Source organism: Chitinophaga polysaccharea (assembly GCF_007829335.1).
In the GTDB taxonomy this organism is placed as follows: domain Bacteria; phylum Bacteroidota; class Bacteroidia; order Chitinophagales; family Chitinophagaceae; genus Chitinophaga; species Chitinophaga polysaccharea_B.
In genome coordinates this window covers 104,809-121,990 of record NZ_VIWO01000013.1, presented here as the reverse complement: position 1 = coordinate 121,990, position 17,182 = coordinate 104,809, and the positions used below count along the sequence as shown (strand labels likewise).

Sequence of the window (17,182 nt, the reverse complement as noted above, 5' to 3'; positions counted from 1 at the left end):
TTCCCCGATTAGTTTCCCTCGATGATGAGCTTTCTACCGTCGATCCGGTAGGTAATATCATTGGCATTCAGCATTTTTAATACGTTTGGTAAAGTGCTGTTACGACTGATCATACCGAAGAATTTCCTTGGTTTCACATTGCCTTCGTATACCACGTCTACATCATACCAATGTGAAAATTGTCGTAATACGGTGGTCAGATCTGTATTCTCGAACTTAAAGTAGCCTTCTTTCCAGGCCATTATCTCGTCGGTGTTTACACCGGTAATTTTCTTTATTTGTCCATCTCCACTTACCTGCGATTGTTCGCCCGGGGCGAGCCGCAGGCTGCTTCTGCCACTGTGGATATTCACGGCGCCTTCCAGCAGGGTGGTATTCATGGTGGTTTCGTCGGTATAGGCATTGATATTGAAATGGGTGCCCAGCACTTCTACCGTCATCTGTTTTACCTGTATGCGGAAAGGCTTATGAGCATCTGTTGCAATTTCAAAATAGGCTTCCCCACTCAGTTCCACTTTGCGCTCGTTGCCGGTAAAGGCAGCCGGGAAGTGGAGAGACGAGCCGGCGTTCAGCCATATTTTACTTCCGTCGGCCAGTACCAGGGGATACGTTTCCCGGGGAGCGGTGGTGAGCGTATTATATAGCAATGCGGCCTGGCCACCGTTGGTTTGCTCGTATATGAGTTGTCCGTTCTGATTGCGAATGGTGCTGTTGCCTTGTGCCAACTGCGCCATACCGGCTTTGTCCAGTTCCACCTTCTGCCCGTTGGCCAGTGTGAGTACAGTTTTACGTTGCTCGGCTGCAGGAGCGGCAGCTATTGCTTTTTTAGCTGAGGGCGTGGCGTTTTGATGTTTCAATAGGTAGCCGGCGGGTAAGGCCATTGCTGCCAGTAAAGCGGCGGCGGCAGACCAGCGTAACCAGGCGCCCGGTTTGCGGGAGCGCTGGATCGGCACCACCGCGGCGCCCTGTATGTGTTTTAAAAGCCCTTCCCTGACCCTGTTGATGGGCAGTGAAGACATCACCTCTTCTCCGGGCTGTACCTGCCGGAATGCGGCCTGTAATTCTTCCAACAGTATCCGGTTGGAAGCGTCGTTCCGCAGGTATTCCATTAGCTCAATGGCTTCCTGTGGACTACAGGTCCGCTGTTGCCAGCGTTGCAATAATTGCTGGTACCGGTAAGGTGATTTGGATGTCGGCATATCTATACTATCCTAAAACCGACAGGTAGGGTGGGTGTATCCGAAAAAATATTTTTCAGGGTCTGGAGATATCTTTTAACAGGGTGGCTGCCAGCAGGAGCGGGAGTATGCCATCGGCATTGGAATAAACGAAAAAACGGATGCTTTTCATGGCCAGCATCATATGCTCTTTTACGGTATTGCGGGAAATACCCAGCTCGCGGGCCACTTCTTCGTAGCTTTTCAGCTCTTCCCGGCATAGCCGGAATACCTTCTGGCGCTGAGGTGGCAGCCGGTCAATAGCGGTATGCAATAAAGTTTCATATTGCTTCCATTGCAGCAGTGTATCGGCATCGGTAGTGTGCTGGTACAGGTCCTGCATCACCCGGAGGCGGAGCGCTTCGTCGGCCGTTATTTTCTTCAGTAATTTAAAAACATGATTACGGGTAATCCGGTACAGGTACCCGCTGAAAGACAACTCCGGTTTAATCCGCCCGCGGATCTCCCAGATTTTTATAAACACATCCTGCAGCACATCTTCCGCTAAAGCCGGTGTGTTGATAAAATGGAGAATGTAGGTATAAAGTGAGGGGGAATATTGATTGTACAATGTTATAAAAGCGTCTGCATCCCCTCTCTGCAGTTTCCCCAACAGAACAGCTTCGTCATTACCCACGGATATCACGATTTGACAACAAAATACACATTTTAGCACTAAAAAGCCCCGGATTTTTTTGGTGATACCAGCAAAATCCGTGGCAAAAGGTAAATGGTGTTGACGATTATTTCAGGTTCAGGTCCCGGACACCGGCTACTTCAGTGGATACTTCCCCTAACCAGCCGGCTTCTTTGCGGATACCACTATGTACCCTGATAAAATCGATACCACTCAGTTTCACGGATCTCCCGGTATTATCTACCGCCCAATCCAGTTTTATCTGGGCATTTACATCGGTATTTGACTGGTTATCCACATACCCATACGGGAATGCCGGCAATACCCAATAAGGAGACGCCGGATCGGAAGAGGTATTCCTGATCTGATCGTCGGGTAACCGGGTGCCGGTAAATACGATGCTGTTCCCTTTCCACTGGGGATAGTAAGGCTGGTTATGATACTGGTTTTTAACCAGGTAGCCAGATTTACCCTGGTTATCTTCCCAACGGATGTACTGAACATCCGAGGAATATGGATCACTAGGATCGGTTACCGGTGTTTTGTTTTCGTCAGGTTTATAATAGGTAATCTGGTAGTTTTTAATCGTTTTGGGATTGTTGTATGCAGCACCGGCAATTTCATACCACGGATCATCCGGTAAGCCGTTGCCATTGGCGTCGGCCGATACCATGATCACACCTGGTTCTGCGTTGTTGGCAAATGCATTGCCCAATACCAGGAAAGAACTTTTGCCTGGCTTGTTTATGATGGTATGATCGAAGCCCATGATTACGTAGCCGCCAAATCCGCCCAAAGAAATGATGTTCTCTTTGCTGAGTTTTGCCAGGGCGGCGTCGGCCATGTCTTTATCGGTTTGACCTGCTTTCCATTCGGGCAATGTGTTGATGAATTGTCCGGGCGCCGGGAAGTATTCAAATACCTTGGTTACCGCATTGGTATAGGGCACAGCAGGGGCGGCCAGTTGTACCACAATATTTTTTTGATTACTGTCAGTAGCGGTTTTTACAGAAAATTTCAGGGAGATGTTACCGGTGGTATCAAAGGCATACATCAGGTCTTTGGTCACCACCAGCGTGTCCTTGCCCATTGTCCAGAGGTAGCTGGCATTATCGGCCTTATCTACCTGGGGAGCGATTTTTACCCATTTCAGCTGGGTAGCTGGTACTACATCGGCAGTCGTGATCACGATCTGGCTGCCCGGCGCCTGTACGTCGTTCTTGTCTTTGGAGCAACTACCGGCGGCCAATGCGGCTGTCAGCGCGAAGAGTATATGTTTTCTTTTCATATCTGTTTTTAGGCAATTGTTGAAGTAAACGGATGATTAAAGGGTGGATACAAAGGCCATATGTGCCGGTATTTCGCCGGTAGCTACCGACCATTTCTTTTTACCCGCGGGAGTAAAGCAGTAAAGTGTACCGGACGATACATAGTCGCGTGCATCGGTCACAAAAATTTCCCGGGTTTCGGGGTTTACCGCTATGCCATACGGCATCTTGATTTCTTTTTCGGTGCCATCGGTGATGAAGTTGGTGTTGAGCAGCATGCCTGTTTTTACATTCAGCATATTGTAGCTGATGGTCCATTTAGCAGTATTGTAATTGAAGGCAGAACCGTAGATATAAGCCGTGTCGCCCATGATGCAGAAATTGCTGGTGGCGATATCATACGTTGTTTTTACCTGGTCTGTTTTGGTATCGATCATAAACAGTTTGGAAGGAACGTTGTAATAGTCACCCCTGGAGCTTACGTAGATATTGCCTGCATTGTCGGCCTTCAGCCGGTCGAGATTAATCGCCACATCGATCTTTTTGATTTCCTTAAACGTATTCAAATCAATCACCGACACGGTGTGGTCGTAGTCAGGCACGCGGTATCCGCCGGAATTGGCTACATACAATTTGTTGCCCACTACCGCCATTTCTTCCGGTTGATAGCCCACTAATACTTTGCGGGTAATTTCCAGCGTGGCGGTATCCACTTCTGCTACGAGGCCGATAGGTGCGTTGGGATCTACCAGTACGGGGCCTGCATAGGAACTAATATAGGCTTTCCCGTTAGCAAAGGTGACATGGCGGCAGTTGAGTACTTCAATTGATTTGATGCGCACGGCAGTCGTAACATTCATTACTTCTACCTTGTTGGATACATTAACCACCGCATATACCTTGCTGCCATATACTTGTATATCATTGCCTACATCGCCCAGTTCTTTTACTGCGGTGGGGTTGGCGGTAGCATAAATGTTTTTGTTATAAATGCCGGTGGTGAAATCGAAATAATCCAAAGAAGCTTTGTTGCTGCCCATATTACCTTCATTGAGCATGTACATACCAGTAACAGCGGCATTGGGAGTGGGGGGCGTTACAGGCGTAACGACCGGTGGTACAATGGTGGCATCTTTCCTGCAACTGGCCAGCAGCAGGGCAATAACAGCCATTCCGATATGAACCGTGAGTAATAATTTTTTCATACTATATGATTAGATATTTACTGTTACCATGAACCGGTAATTTCTTCCGGGCATGGGATAACTTTGCACTACTTCAAAATATTGATTGGCCAGGTTGTTGACCTGGGCAGTGATCCTGAAGCGGGTGTGTTTACAATTGAATTGTTTACCGAGAGAAATATCACTGGTATACCAGGGCTGTACGTAGTTTTCCGGTATATTTTCTTTGCCGTTATATCTTTCTCCTGTGTAGATGAAGCTATAGTTGGCCTGCCAGCTTTTATAATCGGCGCCCAGTATGGCCGACCCGCTGTGGCGCGGAATATACACGATCTGGTGGCCATAGAACCGGTCGGACGGATTGGTGAAATCCTGCGCCCGCTGGAAGGTGTAGGTCAGTTTCGTTTGCAGCTGGAGGGCTTGTTTTATTTGCCAGGCCGCTTTCGCCTTTACATCGAGGCCTTTTATTTTTACCCTGCCCAGGTTCTGCATGGTCCAGATCACCTGGTTTTGCCCGGGAACGGCCACGATTTTATCGGTTACATCATTATAGTAGGCATCTGCTTCCAGGCCAGCCAGTAGTAGCGCATGATCACTAAATGTTTTATTCCAGGTGATGCCCACATCGTACTGGGTAGCAAATTCCGGTTTCAGGATCTTGCTGCCGATTTCGGTATAAAAGAGATCGTTGAAAGTGGGCAGGCGGAAGATGTTTTTATAAAAGGCACGTAGCCGGAAGTCTGCTACAGAAAAGGGCTGCCAGGAAACAATCACCGTCGGGGTATACTTTTGCTGATAGGCGAGTGGCGTGTTTTTTTTCACATCTTCCGAAACAAAAGTACCGAGTACACTGGCCTGTGCACTCCACCGGTTAAAGGTGATAGCCGTTGCTGCTGCTACGAGCGTGGTATACCGCGTAGGAAAAGTGAAGTTTTTCAAATCGGCGTCCATCCGGCTCCATTGGAAATCGCCGGAGGCAGAAACGTTCCACCAGCTGGTCAGCGCATACTGGTTAGCCATGGATACATAGGCTTCGTAGGTGCGGTAATGATTGTCTACATATAAGCGGGCGGTATCCGGCGCCAGGTAGTGTGAATAATCGTATGCATATTTGCCGTTCAGCAACAGGCTATAGCGTTTGCTGATGTCTTTGCGGAAGGACGATTGTACAAAGATGCTCTGGTCCCATTGACGGTCTACATGCCCGAATACATTATTCACCACAAAGCCCGGTAGTCCTCTTTCTGACTGGTAGTAATATACTTTGGCGCTCCATTCGCCTCCATTCATTACGCCGTTAAAACCGCCTTCCCCGCGTACAGCATTGATGTCGCCATTTTTACGGTAAGCGCTGGTGTCGTAGGCAATGTTGCCTTGTTTATCACGTACGGTATACCTGAATTTATACCTGCCGGTAGCATTAATCCATTCGGTACTGAACGACGCGGATACTTTGTCGTTGATTTTTTGCTGCCAGAGCAGCGAAGGGTTGAACAGCCCGAAAGAGCCGGTTTTGATAGTAGCCCTGAAGTGTGTTTTTTCGCCGGCTGCAAACCGGGGTTTCAGGGAAGTCATGTAGATACCACCGGCGGTGCTAAAGTCACGGGCAGGTTGGAAGATGTTGCTCTTTTGCCCGTTGTACAGCGCAATTTCTTCCATGTTATCCAATGAAAACCGGCCCAGGTCCACCTGTCCGTTCTGGGCGTTGCCGATGGCGATACCGTCGTAAAATACGCCGGTATGGTTGCTGCCCATACTGCGGATATCCACGGTTTTGAGGCCGCCTATGCCGCCGTAGTCTTTTATTTGTACGCCGGCAAAGAAGCGGATGGCATCTGCTACCGAATGGCTACCCAGCCGTTCCAGGTCTTTGGCCAGCAGTTTTTGCCCGGGACTGATTTCTTTGGTGGTTCTGGGCGCGGTAACAGATACCTCCTGTAAATGTTTGGTATGGCTACTATCGGCTTGTTGTGCCACCGAAAGTTGCGCGCAACCCAGCAGCATAGCCAGGCAGCCGGGCTGTTTGCATCGTTTAACGAAAAGCGTCATTTCTACTGTTAATATTTCATCAACAGCTTTCGTTTATAAAAAAAATAACCAGGAAGTAGATCATAGCCGGGTGCAAACCCGCTGTCAGCAACTATTCCCAAGCTTCATTCCACGAAAGCTTAAAAACCAGGTAGTATGGCAGGTATTCTGACTTATCTCTGCTTCGGGCAACCTTCCCATCTCTACTCAGTAGCGACAGTGGTCTTTGTAGCAATGCCCTGGCATTGTGTGAGACTTACAGCAGCGGGACTGTCCCGGATTTACACCGGTGTTCCCTTTTAATCAACTATTACCAGGCTGGTAAGAGGTGAACCATATCACTTTTGTGTATCATCAAGACGTAAAGACTTTAGTCAAAAAGTCCATCCGGATTTTAACAGGGCAAATATAGATTAAAAGTTCGGTGGGTGGGCTAAAAAATATTCAGCCGGCTCCTGGTGATGAGCAGTTGCATGATTGGTAATGAATAAATTATCTTGTGAAAATACTGGTAGGAATCGGTCAAATGCTACTATGAAATCGATAACGGCCTTATTATCTTTCCATGTAAATTTAATAGTGAATGGCGGCTGAATGGCTGCTGAATAGCTGCTCACCAAACACCTGGAATTGAACAGTAATCTTAAACAAACAAACAGATGGGAGGGCGGTGTATTTAATCCCTTGCAATAATTTTTATGAAGACGAAATTGTTTTTTTTTCTGATCTGCATTTTTATCGGATCAGTAGCGCAGGCGCAGCGAGTACCTTTAAAATGGGAACAGGTAGCGCCAGGTGTCTGGAAAGCCACTGTAGGACAGCCGGATAAGGTAGATCTGTTGGGAACAGCAGGGGGAAGTCCACGGAAAGAGGCGTTGCAAAAGCTGGGAGAGCAGCCATTTCCACTTTCTTTGCCGGATTGTAATGCGGAGGTAAAGGAGGGAAAGGTTTACCTCCGTTTCCCTTTACAGGCAGAAGAACAGCTGTTTGGCCTGGGGCTGCAATTTAAAACGGTTAACCGCCGGGGGCAGGTGCTGAACCTTCACATGGACCACTATGGCGGCAGCGATAATGGCCGTTCTCATGCCCCGGTTCCTTTTTATGTTTCCAGTAAGGGCTATGGCGTGTTGGTAAACAGCGCCCGTTACATTACGGTATATGCAGGATCAGCGGTACGGGTGAACAGTGAACATCCTCCCAAAGTGTACGACCGGAATACAGAAGCCGACTGGAGTGCGCAGCCCTATTCTGATGCGGTGGAAATGTTGGTGCCAACCACCGGTACAGAGGTGTATGTTTTTGCCGGTAATACGCCGATGGAAGTAGTGCAACGTTATAACCTGTTCAATGGTGGTGGGGTGTTACCTCCCAAATGGGGACTCGGTTTTACGCATCGTATGCCTACGTTATCTACTGCAGACCAGGTGGAAGCAGAAGCAGGAGCATTCAAACAACATGGCTTTCCATTGGACTTTATCGGGCTGGAGCCGGGTTGGCAAACGAAAGCCTATCCCTGCACTTTTGAGTGGGATAAAACAAGATTCCCGGATCCGGCAGGTTTTGTAAAAGACATGAAGGCAAAAGGTATTCGTCTCAATTTATGGCTAAATCCTTACCTGTCGCCGGCTTCATCGCTGTACGAAGCAGCGAAGCCGTTATCAGGTTCTCATACAGTGTGGAACGGGCTGGTACCGGATTTTACCATGCAGCCCGCGCAGGAGCTGTATAAACAGCTTTTCAAAAAGCAGCATGTTGATATAGGTGTGTCCGGTTATAAAATTGATGAAGTAGATGGATACGATAATTGGCTATGGCCGGATGTAGCTACTTTTCCGTCCGGAACGAGCGCTGAGCAAATGCGCCAATTGTTCGGGGTAATGATGCAGCGCGCCACTGCCGAATGGTTCAAAGAGAAGGGGGTGCGTACTTACGGATTGGTGCGTGCTTCCAATGCCGGCGCGTCTTCGCTGCCATATGTGATCTATAATGATTATTACAATCATCGTGATTTCATCACGGCGTTGTGCAACAGTAGTTTTATTGGAGTACTCTGGACGCCGGAAGTAAGGGCTTCCAAAACAGCAGAGGAATGGTTGCGGCGTATGCAGTCGGCTTGTTTTTCCCCGATGGCTATGCTCAATGCATGGGCGGATGGAACCAAACCATGGAGTTTCCCGGAAGTAGAAAAACAGGTAAAGGACGTAGCATTACTGCGCATGCAGTTATTCCCCTATCTCTATACCGTTTTCTCTCAATACTACCTGGAAGGCAAGCCGCCGGTTAGAGCCATGAACCTGGTGGAGGGCTTCTCTTTTAATCATCAATCAGAGAAAGCAGCGTTGGATGGGACAGAAAATCCCTATCAGGTTGCCCTGCGGGAAGATGTAAAAGATCAGTTTATGCTGGGAGATAACCTCCTGGTAGCACCGATGTTTGCCGGCCAGGCCGATAGAAAGGTGATACTGCCGCAAGGCAAATGGTACGACTTTTACACCGGCGAATATGTTGGAAATGGCAGTATCATTGTTGCTAAGCCTGGCTTAGATAAGATACCCTTATACGTAAAAGACGGTGGCATTATTCCTATGATACCACCGGTATTGCATACTCCGGCGCCCGGAGAGCAACTTCCGTTGGAAATCCGTCACTATGGAGAAGCAGAAAGCACATCGGTGTTGTATGACGATGATGGGGAATCTTATGATTACCAGCAAGGGAAATATATGCAGTACCAGCTTTCCGCTAGAAAGAATAAGCAGGGAAAATGGCAGGAAAAGGTAGTGATAGAAAACAAGCAGGGAGTAAAGCAGGCATATAAGGATATTAAATGGCGGTTCATGCTTCCGGCTGGTAGTAAATAAGCATTTCCCGCAAGGAATAATTCTTTCGTTTGTTCTAATAAAGAGAAAAAAGGGGTGGAAACATCCCTTTTTTCTCTTTAGACCAGGGGCTGTTTGTCGCCGGTTAACATTTGCATACCACCATTAAAACAAAGAATCCTTTTACAAACCGAAACTATTTTTAGTTTTATGGTCAATTATGGGGAGGGATGAATTACTGCATGCAAATGACCAGGACCTTTTAGCAGAGATCGGCAGAAGGAATGGGCTTGCTTTCGACGTTTTATATAACCGTTACTGGAAGGATGTTTTCAACATCGCTTTTAAGCGTATACGTAATGCAGATGTGGCGCAGGATGTAGCGCAGGATGTATTTGTTCAGTTATGGACCAGGGAAAAAGCTACTCCCATTGATAATCTTCCCGGGTATCTGCGTATAGCTACGCGCAACGGAGTTTTCAGGCAAATGGAAAAGGAAAGCCGGTATGGCGACTTACCGGATGACAGCGAAGACCAGCTGCGAAGCTACGGCCTGGCTGACGGGCATGTGCTGTATAAGGAGTTCCAGGCCGCGTTTGAAGCACTCACCAATACGCTGCCGGCGCAACAAAAGCAGATTTTTAACCTGCGCTTCCAGGAAGGGCGCAATACGCAACAGATCGCCGAACAGCTGGGCGTATCAGAGAAGACGGTCAGGAACCAGATGGGCAGGGCCCTGGCCAAACTGCGGGAGTCGCTAATCCTGCTGCACGTTGCCCTGTTATTGACTATGAAATAACTCCTCATTCATATGTGAATTAAAAATATTTATTATCTGCGTGGGCGGATTTGAATATTTCTACTCATTCTAATAGAAACAGGCCATGATGGATAACCGCGAGCGGGAACTTTTCAAATTAATGCTAAATCGATTCAGAACTGGAAACGCCACTGGTGAAGAGATCGTGTTCCTGGAATCCTGGTTTGATTTGCATGACACGGAAGAAGAGCTGATCACAGCGGAGAATGAGTCGGCCTACGAGGACATGAGAGCCAGGCTGAAAAGCAGGATTGACGCCGAAATAGCGGAAGCAGTACTGCCAACGCAACTGAAGCGCATGCCGGTATGGCGATGGGCGGCGGCGGCAGCCATCGTAGCTGTGATCGGCATAGGCGCTGTATTTTTCCTGCGCCAACAACAGTCAACATCGCAACGGTCGCAGGCAAGGGCGTATGCCACCGGCGCGCCCACGCTCCGCCTGGCCGATGGCACGGTGATAGCACTCGACAGCGCTGCCGGCGGCCAGATCGCCAGCCAGCGAGGAGTCGTTATCACCAAAGAAAAAGACGGCACATTATTATATAAAACCACATCCGCTGAAAAAAGTGATCCTAACCAGGAAAATGTATTATCCACCCCGGCAGGCACGAAGTTCAAAATCGTGCTGCCGGATAATTCCACGGTATGGTTGAATGCGGCCAGCACATTGAAATATCCCGCCGCTTTTGACGCGGCCAACAGAACGGTTAGGTTAACCGGCGAAGCCTACTTTGACATTGCTGCCGATCCGGCCAGGCCATTTGTGGTACAGGCAGGCCAGCAGTCTATACAGGTATTGGGTACGGTGTTTAACGTAAATGCTTACCCGGAAGATGGGCTGTCTAAAACCACGCTCCTGCAAGGGGCCGTGAAAGTGAGCCACAACGGCGGATCGGTCGTGATCCAACCCGGTCAGCAGGCCATCTGCGAAGGAAGCACCGGCAATAGCATCCAGACGATCACCGCTGATACGGAAAAAGAAACGGCCTGGATCAACAACCTGTTCTCCTTTAAAAATGATAACCTGCCATCTGTGATGCGCGATGTGGCCCGCTGGTACAACGTGCAGATCAGGTACAGCGGTCATATACCGGAGGAAAGATTTTTCGGGGAAATATCCAGGAACAGCAAACTGGAAGATGTTTTAAAAATACTGGAGATCAACGGCATCACATTCGAAGTAAAAGACAACGTTATCACGGTAACCAATAAAAATTAATGCGGTCATAGCACCATCACTGTCAACTAAAATTTCAAGATTGTATGTATGAACGAATAATCAGCTAAAACCAACTTACCAAATCAACCTGCATGCGATAACGCCGGATGCCATCAGTAGTATCCGCTACCAGCCGGCGCTTATACGCTCATTTTATCGACTAAATCCGACCAACATGAAATTTAAGTTTCATTGTCCTCCTTTGTCGTTCGCGGCAAGGGCTGGGAAACGCTTGCGCTCACCTTTCAGATCGTGGTTCCTGCTGCCACTGATCGTATTACTTTATTTGCCTGTGCACGCAGCCAGCCAGTCTGTCACCATCAGCAGGCACAATGCCACGCTGGAAACCATTTTCGGCGACATTAAAAAACAAACCGGCTTTACATTTTTTTACAAGGGCAACGTAAATCCTGCCTTGCTCAAAACAGATGTTGAACTGAAGAATGCCAGCCTGGATGCAGCATTGCAGGCCTGCCTGAAGAAATTCAACCTTAACTACACCATCGTCAGCAAAACGATCGTCATCACTGCCGGAAATAGCGTTGACCATGGAGCGCCGTCCAGCAGCAGTACTGCAAAGGATAGCCTTGTTTACGGAAAAGTAGTGGATAGCCTTACCAGAGAAGCGGTGATTGCGGTTTCGGTATTTGTAAAAAACACCACCGCGCGGGCGCTCACCAACGACAAGGGGCAGTTTAGTATTAACGCCGATTCTGGCGATGTGCTCCTACTTACCAGCGTAGGTTATAGCACTAAAGAAGTACCCGTACGCGCTATCCGCAACCAAACCATCATCCTGTCACCCAAGGCCAGCTCCCTGAACGATGTGGTGGTAACAGGTTACCAGGTAATCAAAAAAGACAACTACACGGGTAACGCTATCGTTGTGAAAGGGGAAGACCTGAAGCGCCTCAACCCACAGAATATGCTCAAAGGCCTTGCTTCCTTTGATCCCTCGTTCCGGATAGCCGACAACAACCTGTTCGGCTCCGATCCCAACGCCATGCCCAAGATCAACATCAGGGGAACTACGGCCATGCCTAACGGCGAGATATTGGACAGGAACAATCTCTCCAGCTCCTACAACCTACCGGTATTCATCATGGACGGATTTGAAGTACCCCTGCAAAAGGTGGTAGACATGGACATCAACCGCATTGCCAGCGTTACCATCCTGAAAGATGCCGCCGCCACAGCGGTGTATGGTTCCCGTGCTGCCAACGGCGTTATTGTGATCACCACCAAAGCGCCGCAACCCGGCCGCCTGCGGTTATCTTATAATGCAGAGATGAAGGCTACCGCCCCGGATCTTAACGACTACAGTGTGCTCAACGCCACCGACAAGCTGGAATATGAAAGACGCGCAGGATTATATTCTTCCAAAAACAACACTGCCAATACACAAGATGAGCTGGATCAGCAATACTATTCAAAACTGAAAAATGTAGTGAGCGGCGTAAATAGCTACTGGTTGTCGCAACCTCTCCGCAATGCCTACTCACAGAAACACACTGTATATGTAGAAGGCGGCGACTCCAGCTTCCGCTATGGTGTAGATCTCCGGTATCAAACAGATCCCGGGGTAATGAAAAACTCCGGCCGTAACCGTTACAGCGGCGGCATGAGCTTTACCTACAATCCCAACCGCAGGTTAGTGCTGAAAAACGATCTGACCGTTACCCAGGTGAATGCCCGTAACTCCAACTATGGCGACTTTGCTACGTATGTAGCCATGAATCCCTATTATCCTATTTATGGAAACGATGGTAAACTGATCCGGGAAATCGCCAACTGGCGCGTGGATACGCATCAGCCAGGCAGTAGCCAATACAAGAATGTACCGGTATTGAACCCGCTCTACGAAGCCAGCCTGGGGAATTTCGATAAATCAGACTACCTGGAATTGATCGATGCATTTTCGGCCGATTGGCGCATCACGCCCGCCTTGCGCGTAATAGGCCTCATGAGTTTGAATAGTACCAGATCTACCACCGATAAATTTGTTTCCCCTTTCAGTAATGCGTTTTACCTGGACCCTCCGGAACAGGCCATGAACAAAGGCTCCTATGATTACACGGCTACACGCGCGCTCAACCTGGATGGTAACATCCGCATGGTATATAATAAACTGATTGGTCAGCACTCCATCAACGCGGTGCTGGGGGCTAACGTTACCTCGGCTACCAGCGATTACAAAGGCTTCCAGGCACGTGGCTTCTCAAACGATAAGTTCAGCAGCATTGCCTTTGCCCGTACCTATACGCCTAACGCTGCGCCCAGTGGCAACGTGGATGAAAGACGCCTGATCGGCTCCTTCTTCAGCGGCAGCTATTCCTATAAAAATAAATACCTCTTCGATGCAGCTGTTCGTTTGGATGGATCCTCCGCTTTCGGCGCCAATAAAAGGTTTGCGCCTTTCTGGTCTGGCGGTATTGGCTGGAATGTACACAACGAAGATTGGTTTAAAGGCAGCCTGCCTTTCCTGTCGAGGTTGAAACTTACCGGTACTGCCGGCGTGACCGGATCGGTGGATTTCCCGCCTTTCCTGGCAAGAACTACCTATAGCTACCAGACTTCCAACTGGTATTCTACCGGCATCGGCGCTATTGTAAACGGCTACGGTAATGATAACCTGCAATGGCAGAAAACAACCAACTACGAAGCCCGCGCGGAAATCGGCCTGTTGCAGGACAGGATTATTCTCACACCGGTGTATTATTATAAGTTGACCAAAGGGCTGTTGACAGATATCAATATTGCGCCTTCTACCGGTTTTTCTACCTACAAGGAAAACCTGGGCGATATGGCCAACAAAGGCTACGAGCTATACGTAACCATCAACGCCCTGCACAAAGAAAACCTGAACATCAATATCACTGGTAACCTGGCGCATAATACCAATACCATTGTTAAAATTTCCAACGCGCTGAAAGCTTACAATGAAAGTGTTAACAACTACCAGATGGATCCGAGCAAAGGCGCACAGGGAAAGCCATTGCTGCGTTTTGCAGAAGGACAGTCGTACAACACGATCTATGGTGTAAAATCACACGGTATCGACCCGCAGAACGGACGGGAGATCTATGAGAAACCAGATGGAAGTCTCACCTATGACTATGATGTGGCCTACACACGCCCTATCGGCGATTACACACCGAAAGCGGAAGGCTTCTTCGGCAGTAATATCACCTGGAAACGCTGGATGATGAGCTTCAGCTTCCATTACAGATTTGGCGGCGACATGTATAACCAAACGCTGGTGGACAGGATCGAAAATGCAGACCCACGTTTCAACGTTGACAGCCGGGCGCTGACCATGCGTTGGCAACAACCGGGCGATCAGGCGTTGTATAAGAACATCACCGATCTTAGCCAGACTTATGCCAGCAGCAGGTTTGTGCAGAAAGAAAACCTGCTGGAGCTGCAGTCGCTCTACTTTTCCTACGACCTGGCACAAGGTGTTGCCAAAAGCATCGGCCTGCAATCGCTGCGTGGAGCAGTAACCATGAATGATATTCTCCACATATCCAGTGTAAAACAGGAAAGGGGAATAGATTATCCGTTTGCGAGAAGTCTTACGTGTTCTATCCTTGCTACCTTCTAAACAGCCATGATCATGAAGAAATTAATAGTAATACTGAGCCTGGGCGCATCAATGATTTCCTGCAAGAAGTTCCTGGACATAAAGCCACAAACGCAGGTCGACAGAGATGAGCTGTTCAATTCAGAGCAAGGTTTTAAAGAGGCGCTCAATGGCATTTACACGCTTTGCGCCAGTCAATCGCTCTATGGCGGTCAGCTTACCTACAACATGCTGGATGTGCTGGGGCAGAACTACACCTTCAGCGACGTTACTAACCAGGACATTGCCAATTTCGTTTATACCGGCGGCGCAGTGAAAGGCATGGTCAACGATGTATGGGGCAATGCCTACAAGGCTATTGCCAACTGTAACTACCTGTTGCAAGCTATTGATAAAGATACCACCCTGTTCAGCTCCGGCAATTACCGGTTGATTAAGGGAGAGACGCTGGCACTGCGTGCTTATCTGCACTTCGATATGCTGCGCCTGTTTGCACCATCTTATGTTAATGGCGCCACGCAGAAGGGCATTCCCTATGTTACCAGGGTGGGCACCACTTCTACGCCATTTTCGCCCGTAAATGCAGCACTCGACAGTGTGCTGCGGGATCTTAATACGGCGAAGAACCTCCTGCAGAACGATCCGATCAGAAATGCCGCCTATACCGTTGGTTACCCGGGCGATGATAAGGCAACCGAACTGAAAAATGCAGATCTGTTTATGCAGAACCGCCGGCACCGGTTGAATTATTACGCGGTTTGTGGTGAGCTGTCGCGTGTGTATCTATACCGGAACGACTATAACAATGCATTGAATAACGCAGTAGAAGTGATATCGTCTGCGAAGTTTCCTTTCACCCGGCAGGAAGACTTTTTCCAGACAGATATCCAGCTGCGCGACCGGATCTTTTACAAGGAGTTGATCGGCTGCTGGTATACAGAAACCCAAAGTATCATCGAATCGTTGCAGGCCCGCTTTACCCAGCAGAATCCTGCCTATAGTGGTACCGCAGACCAGGTGAATGATATTTATGAAATCGGCACGGTGGGTGCGGAGGACTGGCGACTGAAACAATGGTTCCTCAACACCGCTTCCACCACCGGGGGGCCTGATCGTGCCGTGTTGCAGAAATACTACCGGAATGCGCAGCCGCTTACTAACATTCACCCGTTGGTAGCCCCGGCCATCCGGCTGTCGGAGCTCTACTACATTGCTGCGGAAGCCAGCTACGACAAGGACCCTCAACGCGCTTTGAATTATTATAACCAGGTACGTGCCGCCCGTGGCATCGGGTACCAGGTGAGCAGTGTGGCCAGCAAGGCAGCTTTTATCGATCTCCTGGTAAAAGAAGCCAGGAAAGAGTTTTACGGTGAGAGTCAGATCTTTTTCATGTACAAGCGACTGCACCATGCGGTGACCATCAACGCCACCAATTCCAGACAACCATCGAACAGCATTTTCGTATTGCCGTTACCGGATGATGAAAACGCATACAGAAACAATTAACAAGCACACCATGAAAAGATTAAGTATCATCACCGTTCTTGCCTGCCTGTTATTCAGCTGTAAAAAGGAGAATATTGCGCCTTACGATCTGACCAGGGATAATATCTACCTGAATTATACAAATACAGACAGTCTTGTTTATTCCTTTGCCTATCACCCGGATCTGGAAAAAGATACCATCTGGGTGCCGGTAATCATCTCCGGAAAAACTACGCACCAGGACCGGCACTTTTCTGTAGCAGCAGTGGATAGTGCCACTACTGCCATAGCTGGTAAGCATTATGAGCCGTTGAAATCGACGTATACTATGCCGGCAGATTCAGGGACCACCCGTATACCGGTGATCCTGCTCAACACAGACACTGCCCTGGTGAATAAATCGGTGAATCTTACTATCCGGGTATCCGGTGGTACCGACTTTGCCTCCAATTTGCCTGTGCCTATCCGCTCTAAGCGCCTATTGTATTCCAATCGCCTGGAAGAGCCAGCGTGGTGGTCATCCTGGGCAGGTTCCATGGGTAAATATTCCCGGGTGAAACACCAGCTGTTCCTCATCAGCAGCGGCACTACGGATCTTGTTATCGCTAATTCCTACCCGGATTGGTACATGGAAATTCCGAGAACGCTGTATTATATCGCCAATACCAGGTACCTGTTGCAATATCCTATGGCATGGGTATCAGAACATCCGGAGTCGGGGTATGTACTGCAGAAAAGAAACGACAATACCGGCGATTATGATTTCTTCAGCAAAGCCGCGCCTGCCAAGCGTTTTCTTCTGAAGTTCTATCAGTCGGCCAACAAGTATGTGTTTATTGATGAAAACGGGGAACAAGTTCTCTTCTAAAAATATTACTATGAACAACAGATTAATTGTTCTCTTATCAATATCGGTCTGCTG

The 17,182-nt window shown here is 48.6% G+C and carries 11 protein-coding genes and 1 riboswitch; of the genes, 6 read left to right on the top strand and 5 right to left on the bottom strand.

Annotation, left to right across the window (positions count from 1 at the left end; genetic code table 11):
- Positions 1–8 precede the first annotated feature (8 nt).
- From FHW36_RS28700 to FHW36_RS28680, 5 genes are all read right to left on the bottom strand, one after another.
- Positions 9–1,199, bottom strand: a complete 1,191-nt coding sequence (locus tag FHW36_RS28700) for a FecR family protein (protein ID WP_145674658.1) — start codon at positions 1,197–1,199, stop codon at positions 9–11.
- 55 nt (positions 1,200–1,254) lie between these two features.
- Positions 1,255–1,854, bottom strand: a complete 600-nt coding sequence (locus FHW36_RS28695) for an RNA polymerase sigma factor (RefSeq protein ID WP_186452661.1) — start codon at positions 1,852–1,854, stop codon at positions 1,255–1,257.
- Positions 1,855–1,960: 106 nt separating this feature from the next.
- Positions 1,961–3,142 carry a cell surface protein gene (locus tag FHW36_RS28690; RefSeq protein WP_145674654.1) on the bottom strand — a complete coding sequence of 394 codons (1,182 nt, stop codon included), beginning with the start codon at positions 3,140–3,142 and terminating at the stop codon, positions 1,961–1,963.
- A 36-nt stretch (positions 3,143–3,178) separates the two neighbouring features.
- On the bottom strand, positions 3,179–4,327 hold the full coding sequence (locus FHW36_RS28685) for a DUF5074 domain-containing protein (protein ID WP_145674652.1): 1,149 nt from the start codon (positions 4,325–4,327) through the stop codon (positions 3,179–3,181).
- A gap of 9 nt (positions 4,328–4,336) precedes the next feature.
- Positions 4,337–6,355: a TonB-dependent receptor gene (locus tag FHW36_RS28680; protein ID WP_222429210.1), complete on the bottom strand. Its 2,019-nt coding sequence runs from the start codon at positions 6,353–6,355 to the stop codon at positions 4,337–4,339.
- Between the two features lie 120 nt (positions 6,356–6,475).
- A riboswitch (cobalamin riboswitch) is annotated at positions 6,476–6,687 on the bottom strand.
- Between the two features lie 345 nt (positions 6,688–7,032).
- Here FHW36_RS28680 and FHW36_RS28675 point away from each other — a divergent pair.
- From FHW36_RS28675 to FHW36_RS28650, 6 genes are all read left to right on the top strand, one after another.
- The gene (locus tag FHW36_RS28675; RefSeq protein ID WP_145674650.1) at positions 7,033–9,195 is read left to right on the top strand and encodes a glycoside hydrolase family 31 protein; all 2,163 of its coding nucleotides are present in this window, start codon (positions 7,033–7,035) and stop codon (positions 9,193–9,195) included.
- Positions 9,196–9,373: 178 nt separating this feature from the next.
- Positions 9,374–9,952, top strand: a complete 579-nt coding sequence (locus FHW36_RS28670; RefSeq protein WP_145674648.1) for an RNA polymerase sigma factor — start codon at positions 9,374–9,376, stop codon at positions 9,950–9,952.
- A gap of 85 nt (positions 9,953–10,037) precedes the next feature.
- Complete coding sequence (locus tag FHW36_RS28665; protein WP_145674646.1) at positions 10,038–11,192, top strand: FecR family protein; 1,155 nt, start codon at positions 10,038–10,040, stop codon at positions 11,190–11,192.
- Between the two features lie 175 nt (positions 11,193–11,367).
- Positions 11,368–14,796 carry a SusC/RagA family TonB-linked outer membrane protein gene (locus tag FHW36_RS28660; RefSeq protein ID WP_145674644.1) on the top strand — a complete coding sequence of 1,143 codons (3,429 nt, stop codon included), beginning with the start codon at positions 11,368–11,370 and terminating at the stop codon, positions 14,794–14,796.
- Between the two features lie 12 nt (positions 14,797–14,808).
- On the top strand, positions 14,809–16,281 hold the full coding sequence (locus tag FHW36_RS28655) for a RagB/SusD family nutrient uptake outer membrane protein (protein ID WP_145674642.1): 1,473 nt from the start codon (positions 14,809–14,811) through the stop codon (positions 16,279–16,281).
- 10 nt (positions 16,282–16,291) lie between these two features.
- Complete coding sequence (locus FHW36_RS28650; protein ID WP_186452660.1) at positions 16,292–17,128, top strand: DUF4843 domain-containing protein; 837 nt, start codon at positions 16,292–16,294, stop codon at positions 17,126–17,128.
- The last annotated feature ends 54 nt before the right edge of the window (positions 17,129–17,182 follow it).

Excerpts from the sequence above, each read along its gene's own strand:
- FHW36_RS28700 (WP_145674658.1), bottom strand. The coding sequence starts at position 1,199 with ATGCCGACATCCAAATCACCTTACCGGTACCAGCAATTATTGCAACGC.
- FHW36_RS28690 (WP_145674654.1), bottom strand. The coding sequence starts at position 3,142 with ATGAAAAGAAAACATATACTCTTCGCGCTGACAGCCGCATTGGCCGCC.
- FHW36_RS28685 (WP_145674652.1), bottom strand. The coding sequence starts at position 4,327 with ATGAAAAAATTATTACTCACGGTTCATATCGGAATGGCTGTTATTGCC.
- FHW36_RS28680 (WP_222429210.1), bottom strand. The coding sequence starts at position 6,355 with ATGACGCTTTTCGTTAAACGATGCAAACAGCCCGGCTGCCTGGCTATG.
- FHW36_RS28675 (WP_145674650.1), top strand. The coding sequence starts at position 7,033 with ATGAAGACGAAATTGTTTTTTTTTCTGATCTGCATTTTTATCGGATCA.
- FHW36_RS28670 (WP_145674648.1), top strand. The coding sequence starts at position 9,374 with ATGGGGAGGGATGAATTACTGCATGCAAATGACCAGGACCTTTTAGCA.
- FHW36_RS28665 (WP_145674646.1), top strand. The coding sequence starts at position 10,038 with ATGATGGATAACCGCGAGCGGGAACTTTTCAAATTAATGCTAAATCGA.
- FHW36_RS28660 (WP_145674644.1), top strand. The coding sequence starts at position 11,368 with ATGAAATTTAAGTTTCATTGTCCTCCTTTGTCGTTCGCGGCAAGGGCT.
- FHW36_RS28655 (WP_145674642.1), top strand. The coding sequence starts at position 14,809 with ATGAAGAAATTAATAGTAATACTGAGCCTGGGCGCATCAATGATTTCC.
- FHW36_RS28650 (WP_186452660.1), top strand. The coding sequence starts at position 16,292 with ATGAAAAGATTAAGTATCATCACCGTTCTTGCCTGCCTGTTATTCAGC.